This window comes from Streptococcus pseudopneumoniae (assembly GCF_001070815.1).
Classification (GTDB): Bacteria; Bacillota; Bacilli; order Lactobacillales; family Streptococcaceae; genus Streptococcus; species Streptococcus pseudopneumoniae_P.
This window is the reverse complement of the sequence record NZ_JVLX01000015.1, coordinates 1-8,685: the sequence shown is the minus strand read 5'-3', so window position 1 is coordinate 8,685 and position 8,685 is coordinate 1. Positions and strand designations below refer to the sequence as shown.

The window sequence follows — 8,685 nt, the reverse complement described above, 5'->3', positions numbered from 1 at the left end:
TTGATTAACGTTTTGAGAATTGTGATGCTTTACGAGCTTTCTTAAGACCTGGTTGGGGCACCACTTATTTCATCTAATTTCAAAGTGCTTTAAAATCAACGTTTTCATAAGTTTTCAAAAAATAAAATTTCAACTAATTTCAATCAGTTTCATTAAAATAAGGTAAACTTTCATAAAAAATAAGCAAAAATCGAACCAGAATATCAAAAGTTTACCTTATATAAAATTTATACATATTAGAACAACACCATAGAAAAGAGAGCCTCCGCTCTCTTTCTTTTTATCTATTATATTTTCGTTTTCCTGCTAAAGCGAGGAGTCCAAGACTTGCTCCAAGCAATGCTAAAATTCCTGAATCCTTTGTTCCTGTATTTGGAAGTTGTTTCTTAGGTTCTGCTTTTGCATTTGTAGCTTGTGCATTTGTAGCTTTTGCAGGAGCTTGATATGTTTTATCGTCTTTAGTTCCTACTGTCGCAACTACAGTCTTGTTTTGAGCCTTCCCATCCACAACATCAACTACTTTACCGTCAGCGTCAAGGACAGGTTTAACTTCTCCACCTGCGTTACGGATTTCTTCTGCTCTGTCTTTCAAAGCCTGCAAGCGTTGTTGTTCAGCAAGGTATGCGTCATGGTCGGCTTTAAGTTGCTTAAAGTTCTCATACCCACGAGCCTTAGCTTCTGCGATACCCTCAAGACGAGCCAACTCTTCCTTAGCAGTCTCCAACTCAGCACGGAGTACACCAAGCTTAGATTTAGCATCAGTAAGCTCTTTGTCCAAAGCCTTAAGGACTTCATCACGATTAGTGAGAGCAAGTTCAAGTACTGTATGAGTGTCAGTAGCTTCTTTAGACGCTTCACGTTTGCGAGCAAGGTCTGCACCAGCTGATTTACGAGCCAAGACTGCTACATCATGAGCCTTAGTAAGAACTTCCAATTCACCCTTAGCAGTAGCTAGAGATTGGTCAGCAGTTGCTTGTTCAGCCTTAGCAGTCTCAAGAGCTGACTTAGCATCTGCAAGAGCCTTAGCTTTGTCAGTAGCATTTGATTTAGCTAGAGCAAGCGATTCCTTAGCAGTTTGCAAAGAGTTAGTGTCCTGCGCTAGTTTGTCTTCAGCATCGGCAAGAGCCTTTTCAAGCGCTGGAACATCAATCTTGTTACCTACCAAATCAGAGAGCTGTTTACGAGCATTAGCAAGAGCTGTTTCTGCATTAGTGTAGGCAGTTTGGGCTGATTGAACTGCTGTTTTAGCTTCTTGAGAGGCTTTAACTGCGTTGTCGTAGGCTTTTTCAGAATTTGCTACTTTATTGCGCAAATTAGCTACGATTTCAGCCTTATCTGAAACAATTTCAGTCTTATCAAACTTAGAATCAGAATCAATTACATTGTCACTAGTACCATCAAAATGGATTTTAGTGATTCCGTCAGCCTTACCTACTGAAACTCCGATGTATTGCAAGTGAGATTTAAGACGTGCAGTGTCGATGTCTGCTACACCTTTAGCATGACCCCATTTAGCATGACCATCCCAGTAAAGCATACCGTAGATACCCTCAAAAACCTGCTGTTTTAATCCATAAACAGTACTTAATGAACCTGGAACATTGTGAATTAACTCAGATACTGGGGCTTTATAAGCATCACTAACATCTTGCATAACACCCCAGTTATGCCCTTGAGTGCCGTTAGAAGCCTTGGCAATTTCGTCAGCCATCTTAATTGAGTCTGCTGTTACCTTAGCAGGCTGAGTACCAAACTGTTTGCGTACCTGATTGAACAAGTCTGCTGCATAAAGTGAAAGTTCTTTACGAGTTTCAAAATCTAGATTGTAAATATCTACAACACGTTTCTTATCACGTTCAGAGCCATTGAAAGGAATAGTGAAAGATACTAGTTCACCATTGTAGTACTCTACCTCACCTAACTTCTCTAACTCCTTATACCCCAATTTAGTTAGTTTCTCACCCAGTTCAGCAGGTCTACCTTTTTCAAAGTACTCTTTTAATAGAGAGATATACTCTGGGCTTACAGTGATAGTGTTCTTAACATCTTCACCAGTACCTGCTAGCTCTTCTTTAGCACGGTCTAGGTCAGCCTTAGCAGAAGTAACTGCCTTATCTTTGTTAGATTGATCAGCTTTAGCATTAGCAAGGGCTTTAGTAGCTTGAGAAAGTTTAGTTTCAGCGCTAGATACCCCAGTTTGAGCGTCTTCAATAGCTTGGTTTTTGTCAGATTGAGCCTTCTTACCATTGTCAAGGTTAGTCTGAGCAGTCTCTACTGCCTGAGTGTCAGCTTTAACTTGGTCAGTAAGAGTAGCTACCTCTTTTTCAAGTTGGGTGGTGTCAGTAGTAGATGAAAGAGAATCTACTTTCTTCTGAGCATCAGCTACCTTATTAGCAGTATCAGTGGCAGTTTTCTCAGCATTAGATACTACCTTAGTTTGGTCAGCAACCTTTTCAGCAGTCGCAGATACAGACTTATCAGCATCAGCTACAGTCTTTTCAGCTGTAGCAAGCTCGTTGGCTTTTTTGTCAGCGTCAGCCTTCGCCTCAGCTACCTTTTCAGGTGTAACAGACTTAGCCTCTTCTACTTTCTTAGTAGTATCAGAAATAGCCTTTTCAGCATTAGCAATGTTTGCTTCAGTAGATGCAACAACTTCTTTTTGCTTAGCTACATCCTGACTAGCCTTGTCCGATTCAGCCTTAGCCTTATCAACATCAGCTTGACTCGGAACTTTAGGGACAACCTCGTCCTGAGCAACTACCCTAGTTGCAGGCTCATTAACCGCAACTTCAGTCTCACTAGCAGATACCCCAGTAGATACCCCTAGAGCCGAGATTGCAAGCGTTGAAATAACTGCACCAGTGCGTAATTTCTTGATGGTTCCGTGACCTTGAGTGTTTGATTCCATCATATAAACTCCTTTTGATAGTTTTATAGTCCTATTTTATCACATGTTGTAGTATTTTAAAACTATATAACTGTTTTTTTCTCTTTTTAAGTAGTTTTTAAAGGACACAAATTCCAGTATGATAGGATTTAAAGAGGTACTGAGATGACAAAAACGAACCTACAATCCTATATCAGCAAGCGAATCCGCCTACTGAGATTGCAAAAAAATATCACCCAACAGCAACTAGAGGAGCTGGCGGACTTACCATTAAAATATACTTATAAATTAGAAAACCTTGAACCAAATATCAAAATCAAAACCCTTGAAAAAATCATGGACGCTCTTGATACAGATATAGAAAGTTTCTTTGACATTTCTCTTACTGAAAGTAATCCGCTGATAAATCAATTATTGTTTAAGCTGGAAAAATTAGCACCTAGTAAGCAGGATAGGGTCACAAAACTTTTGATTGATTTTCTAGATGAGATAGAAAAATAAGCCGAGTCACATACAGCATGACTTGGCTTTTTTTAATTTGCTAATGCTAATTTAGTTTTTAGTTTCTCTCTTTATATCATGCCTTGTTTTAATACCATCGTAAATTAGTTCAGGTATCTGCTCCCCAGACAAGCCTTGTCTTGCATTATTGAATAGCCAATCTAATAGAAAATATTTATCATAATTTTTACCTGTTAGAGAATTATAATAATTCATTGCAACTAGCCCACTAGTTGCTTTTTCTAGACAATCTAACAAACCTAGTTCTTCTAATTGCTTAGCAAATCTAAGTGAATCTTCTTTTAAATAATCCTGAAATATTTTTTCTCTATATATCGTATCTACAACAGAGAAATTTAGAATTATATCAAATATTTTGCTGTTTTTTTTAGGCACAGTGAAAGGAACTTGCTTTTTGTATTCTTTTTCATAGCGTTTTAATTGTGATAAGGATAAATAACCAGATTTTTTAGTATAGATATTATAATTAAAGAATTTTTTTAAAAATTGTTCTTGTGATAGATTAAGTTCATGTCGTTGCTTAAATAAAATTTCAGATAGATTTTTAGAGATAAAATCTATCTGTTTTTCTTTCTTTAAATCAGAAAAATGAAACATATAGCTCCTCCTTTTTCACCATTATAACATCTTTTTAAAAAAGTGTCAAAAGTAACGTGTTATACGACACCAAGCAATAGTAAAAACCTCATTGAATAAATGTTTTATTTCGTGTAAAATAGTGTCATAAGTTAGCTAACTAATTCAAATATAGACCGTCCTATCATTCAAAGTTAAAATTGCTAGTCAGACGGAAGATTAGCAAAGGAGGCATTCATATGTCAAAAGAGAAAAAATTAATCGTAGGAAACTACGAAAGCGCAAGAGCATTTTTAGATGCTTTATCAACTTCTGTTGATATCCCAGCAGAGATCAAAGTAATTGATACAAATAGCGGAATCATCAATGACGGTCAAGAAAATCAACGTCCGTGGGCATCTCTTACATGCGTAGATGTCGAACTCTATGAACAGTTCGCTAGCATTTCTCAAGAAGCTTACTGCCCTTCGTTCAAAATCAAGTTAAAGAACTATCAAAACGAGAGTTTAGATGGCTTGGTCAATACTGACATCATACTTAACAAGTATGACTTGTCATTTGTTCTTGACAAGTTGAAGCAACCAATTGGTTTAGCTCTAGTCACTGAGCTTGCAGATATTTCATTAAAATAAGTGATAAAAATAGTGAGTTATCATCTGCATTGTGTAGATGATAACTACTCACTATATGACGAGGTAACATATATGTTGATAAAAATATTCTTTTCTCTTATTATTGCATTATTGGTATGGCAAGGTCTTAATATTCTACACATTTTTCTAAAACGACAGTTTCTCATTGTGTCAGATGAGGTTGTTAAGAGAAATGAAAAATTATGGGAACAATGCCTCTTGTTAACAGGCAAGCAAGTTAAGATTATAACCACATTGATCCGAAATGTCACTCTTTGGTGGTTCAAGAAGAAAGCTGATGAACAACTACAAGTTAGAAAAGGTACTGTCTTACAAAATGTAGTTAATCATCTCAATCAAAACTTATCTCATGATTTACAGTTAAAAACTATAAATCCTGCTACAACAGGAGGCATAGATATTTGGGTTTATCTAGCAAACAAGTTAAACGATGATGAACAATTATCATTAGAGAACTACTTTACAGGCGTTCTTTCTAAATACACTAGAGAGTTTGCATTAGATGTACTAACTGTTGAACTGGTATCAGGAGCTGGTTGGGTTGCTAAATTCGATGTCAAAACGATTGAAGAGGCTACATACAATCGAATGACAAGACAGACGAAATTCAGTTACGAGGAGGACTTTTAGTATGATCAAAAACGTTTTTGACGTCAACGTCAGGGGGCATCCTTCCCCTGTAACCATTGACATAAACCGATTTTTCGCTTGGATAATCGCAGGCCCGTCGGGTTCAGGAAAATCCACTTTTTTGAGGAGAATTCTAGGCCTTATTTCATTTTATGATACAGATGCTGAAGCTTACTTTTTGGATTTCAAAGCTGATGAAGAAATGTTTTCAATGACTGGCGACCATGTCGCAAGAGGGTTTGACTGTTTAGAACTATTCGAAACAGTCTACCGACGTTTTGAATCTAGACTTAAAAAGCAAGAAGAAAGTTCTCATAATCTTTACTTGATTTTTGATGAATGGCAAGCCTTTCTTGCATATCTGGAACAAACAGATAAGAAAAAGCATAAAGAGGTTTTATCAAAAATGTTGATGATGAATAGTATGGGTAGAAGTCTAGGATGTAGAATTTTGCTATCTAGTCAGCGATTTCTTTTATCAGAACTGCCAGGACGATATAACTTTAACTGTATTATATCCTTGTCTACTAGCTTTCTGCTAGCAGCAAACAACAGACAACTCCTTTTTCCTGATATGGAAAAAGATGAAGTTGTAGTAAAACCGCGAGGATATGGCTATTTTCAGCTAGAAGGGGAACCTGTTAAGATGTTTCGCACTATTCAAGTAAGAGACGAAGAACGGTTAAACCAGCGGATACAAGAGCTATTTTCAAGATATAGCTAGCGTTTTTTCTGCTACACTTGTTTGATGCGACACTGACCTTACCTAGGGGTTTCATCGGTATAGGTGTCGGCACAATCTCATTAGCAGGAAAATGCCTATTCGCAAGGGCTTGAGGGGTGGAGATTTTTAAGCGTAACGATGCCAACGGCAGGAAGTGAAGCGCCAAAAATACTACCCCGTCCCTTGTTGAATTGGCAAGCGTTCTCGGTTCGATGGGGTTTCATCGGGCAGGAGAGGCTGGGGTTTGGGGAAAGCCCCAAGAGAAGATTTATTGGGGTTACTACGACCCCCAATAAATCAATAATCAATAATCATAGAAAGAAAACAAAATGGCTAAAGAAAAACGTTCAAATAAATGGGCATTCCTATTCTATAAGGAAAGTGCCCCAGAAAATTATTTAGAAATTCTCGAAGAGTTACACATTCCATTTGTTCTTAGCCCTTGGCATGATAAGGACATTAATAGGGAAACTGGGGAATTTAAAAAATCGCACAAGCACGGAGTCTTATTTTTTGAATCGCTAAAAAGTTATTCCCAAGTATCAGAGCTTCTTACTGAGAAACTCAATACACCTTCCCACGTTGAAGTTGTCATGTCACCAAAAGGTATGTACGATTATTTCATACATGCAGAAAACCCTGAAAAAACTTTATACAATATAGAGGATATTGAATCAGGTTGCGGATTCGAACTTGATAAGTTCTTGATAGAGCAAAATTCAAATTTATTTCTAGAAACTGTTATCGATGTAATCACCGATAACAATTTTACCGAGTTCGAAGACTTAGTTCACTACGCTAGAAATAAAGATATCTCACTACTGGGATTAATAATTGAACGAACCTACTTTTTTACAAAATTTTTAGATTCTAGACGTTATAATCCCCAAAACAACAAAAAAACCTCATCAGAAGATACTTTGGCGAGCAATACTGATGAGGCAAATACAGATGATTAAAAATCAACTGATACTTCAATTATAGCATAATAGGGAGAAATAACTTATGCAAGTCATTTTACCAGATGAACAAGTTCAACAAATTCAGCAACTACTAGCTGAGCTCATCAAGAAAGAAATTGACATTAAATTGAACAATAGTAACCTTGAAAGCCCATTTTTAAACAAACAGCAGGCTTGCCACTATCTAGGAATCTCAAACAATACTCTAGATAGTTGGATCAAACGAGGACTGCCTACAATAAAAATAGGTAAGACTATACGATTTAATAAAGAGGCCATTAATTCATGGCTTTACTCACAAAACTAGAAATATCTATATTTTTGTTTTATAATAGTCATGATATTTTCTGGTTCGATACACAACAAGGAGAATATCATGGTTATCAATAAGACAAAAAACGGAACTTACCGCTTAAAAGTCTATATCCCAATTGAAGCACGAATGCCACTTGGAATTGTCAATAGCAATTATTACGATAAGAGATTCAAAACAAGAAAGGAGGCAAGGCAAGCTGAGATAGACTTGCTTACCAAGTTAAATCAAATAGAAGATAATGAATTTTCAGGACTAGCAAAAGGAGATATTCTTTTCTCAGACTTCTATAACAATATCTGGTGGGACTCTTATAAAGCAGGACAAACTACATCTACTTCTAAACCACCAAGCAGGTCAACTATTGTTAATACAAAAACATGTTTTGAAAAACATATACTGCCCCTTCTTGGCAACTATACGATTCAATTTTTAAACCAAAATAAACAGGTTATTCTAAATTTGATGACCTCAAAAGCTAACGAATATGCAAACTTCAAAACTTTACGAAGTTACGTTATTTCTATTTTTGACTGGGCAGAAGAACTTGAGTATATAGAAGCTAATAAAGTTTCAAAAATATTAAGAAGAATAAAGGCCACTAAAAAGATTCAACTTGCAGAGTCAAAGAGAGAGGAAGATTTATATCTAACTCACGAACAACTACAAGAATGGTTCTCAGCATTTCAAGAAGATTTAGATAATGACAAAATAACCCTTAAAGATTATGTCCTATTTTATCTCACTTTTTTCTTAGGAGATAGAAAATCTGAAACCTACGCTCTCCAATGGAAACATATAGACTTTTCAAAATCGCAGATTCAGCTAATTCAAGCTTTAGATAGATATGGACAAGTGAAATCTACTAAGGGAAATAAGAAAACTATTTTCTCTATTTCTAATGACTTACTTCAACTCCTTACCTCTTGGAAAGAACAACAAAAATATGAACTGGCAAAATTTGGCATCATCAGTAATCCAGAACAATTTATTTTTACATATATCGACACAAAAGGAAACATCAATAAGCCTTTACATGCTGACTATCTAAACAACAAAATGAAAAGTATTAGAAAGCGACATAAAGAGCTGACACATGCTACACCTCATAAATTACGACATACAGGAGCAACACTTGCTAAACAAGCAGGAATGAGCTTAGAAGCCATTTCTGAAGCACTAACGCATAGCGATACAGGCACAACTCAAATTTATGTCAACACCTCTAATGTAGTTCCTATGGCAGTTGGTGAATTTGCTTTAAAGTCTCTAAAACAATAAGGTAAAAATAAGGTGAACTTTGAGGTAAACTTTTTAAAAAAACACGAAAAAAGCACCCATAAGGTAAACTTTTGAGTGCTTTGAAACGTTGATATAATCGTATTGATTAACGTTTTGAGAATTGTGATGCTTTACGA

At 36.2% G+C, this 8,685-nt stretch carries 9 protein-coding genes; 7 read left to right on the top strand and 2 right to left on the bottom strand.

Annotated features, from left to right (window positions below):
• Positions 1 to 280: 280 nt before the first annotated feature.
• Positions 281 to 2,911 carry an SEC10/PgrA surface exclusion domain-containing protein gene (locus ADG81_RS01620; protein WP_239668519.1) on the bottom strand — a complete coding sequence of 877 codons (2,631 nt, stop codon included), beginning with the start codon at positions 2,909 to 2,911 and terminating at the stop codon, positions 281 to 283.
• A 141-nt stretch (positions 2,912 to 3,052) separates the two neighbouring features.
• Between ADG81_RS01620 and ADG81_RS01615 the strand changes: the two genes are divergently transcribed.
• Positions 3,053 to 3,388, top strand: coding sequence for a helix-turn-helix domain-containing protein (locus ADG81_RS01615; protein ID WP_049524418.1), 336 nt, complete (start codon positions 3,053 to 3,055; stop codon positions 3,386 to 3,388).
• Between the two features lie 51 nt (positions 3,389 to 3,439).
• Here ADG81_RS01615 and ADG81_RS01610 read toward each other — a convergent pair whose 3' ends face one another.
• Positions 3,440 to 4,006, bottom strand: coding sequence for a hypothetical protein (locus ADG81_RS01610; protein ID WP_049524417.1), 567 nt, complete (start codon positions 4,004 to 4,006; stop codon positions 3,440 to 3,442).
• Positions 4,007 to 4,224: 218 nt separating this feature from the next.
• On the opposite strand from ADG81_RS01610, the gene ADG81_RS01605 reads away from it, so the two are divergent.
• The 6 genes from ADG81_RS01605 to ADG81_RS09815 all read left to right on the top strand — a co-directional run bounded on the left by ADG81_RS01605 (position 4,225) and on the right by ADG81_RS09815 (position 8,548).
• Positions 4,225 to 4,617 carry a hypothetical protein gene (locus ADG81_RS01605; RefSeq protein WP_049550709.1) on the top strand — a complete coding sequence of 131 codons (393 nt, stop codon included), beginning with the start codon at positions 4,225 to 4,227 and terminating at the stop codon, positions 4,615 to 4,617.
• 72 nt (positions 4,618 to 4,689) lie between these two features.
• Positions 4,690 to 5,268: a hypothetical protein gene (locus ADG81_RS01600; RefSeq protein ID WP_239668518.1), complete on the top strand. Its 579-nt coding sequence runs from the start codon at positions 4,690 to 4,692 to the stop codon at positions 5,266 to 5,268.
• Position 5,269: 1 nt separating this feature from the next.
• Positions 5,270 to 5,992 (top strand): hypothetical protein, encoded by a 723-nt coding sequence (locus ADG81_RS01595; RefSeq protein ID WP_049550708.1) that lies wholly within the window; start codon positions 5,270 to 5,272, stop codon positions 5,990 to 5,992.
• Between the two features lie 329 nt (positions 5,993 to 6,321).
• Entirely contained in the window at positions 6,322 to 6,951 is a 630-nt protein-coding gene (locus ADG81_RS01590) for a replication protein (protein ID WP_049550707.1), read from the top strand.
• A gap of 46 nt (positions 6,952 to 6,997) precedes the next feature.
• On the top strand, positions 6,998 to 7,261 hold the full coding sequence (locus tag ADG81_RS01585; RefSeq protein WP_049550706.1) for a helix-turn-helix domain-containing protein: 264 nt from the start codon (positions 6,998 to 7,000) through the stop codon (positions 7,259 to 7,261).
• A 69-nt stretch (positions 7,262 to 7,330) separates the two neighbouring features.
• Positions 7,331 to 8,548, top strand: coding sequence for a site-specific integrase (locus tag ADG81_RS09815; protein WP_049550705.1), 1,218 nt, complete (start codon positions 7,331 to 7,333; stop codon positions 8,546 to 8,548).
• Positions 8,549 to 8,685: the final 137 nt, after the last annotated feature.

What these genes read in the sequence shown, in the direction of transcription:
- ADG81_RS01620 (WP_239668519.1), bottom strand. Translation starts at nt 2,911, where the DNA reads ATGATGGAATCAAACACTCAAGGTCACGGAACCATCAAGAAATTACGC.
- ADG81_RS01615 (WP_049524418.1), top strand. Translation starts at nt 3,053, where the DNA reads ATGACAAAAACGAACCTACAATCCTATATCAGCAAGCGAATCCGCCTA.
- ADG81_RS01610 (WP_049524417.1), bottom strand. Translation starts at nt 4,006, where the DNA reads ATGTTTCATTTTTCTGATTTAAAGAAAGAAAAACAGATAGATTTTATC.
- ADG81_RS01605 (WP_049550709.1), top strand. Translation starts at nt 4,225, where the DNA reads ATGTCAAAAGAGAAAAAATTAATCGTAGGAAACTACGAAAGCGCAAGA.
- ADG81_RS01600 (WP_239668518.1), top strand. Translation starts at nt 4,690, where the DNA reads ATGTTGATAAAAATATTCTTTTCTCTTATTATTGCATTATTGGTATGG.
- ADG81_RS01595 (WP_049550708.1), top strand. Translation starts at nt 5,270, where the DNA reads ATGATCAAAAACGTTTTTGACGTCAACGTCAGGGGGCATCCTTCCCCT.
- ADG81_RS01590 (WP_049550707.1), top strand. Translation starts at nt 6,322, where the DNA reads ATGGCTAAAGAAAAACGTTCAAATAAATGGGCATTCCTATTCTATAAG.
- ADG81_RS01585 (WP_049550706.1), top strand. Translation starts at nt 6,998, where the DNA reads ATGCAAGTCATTTTACCAGATGAACAAGTTCAACAAATTCAGCAACTA.
- ADG81_RS09815 (WP_049550705.1), top strand. Translation starts at nt 7,331, where the DNA reads ATGGTTATCAATAAGACAAAAAACGGAACTTACCGCTTAAAAGTCTAT.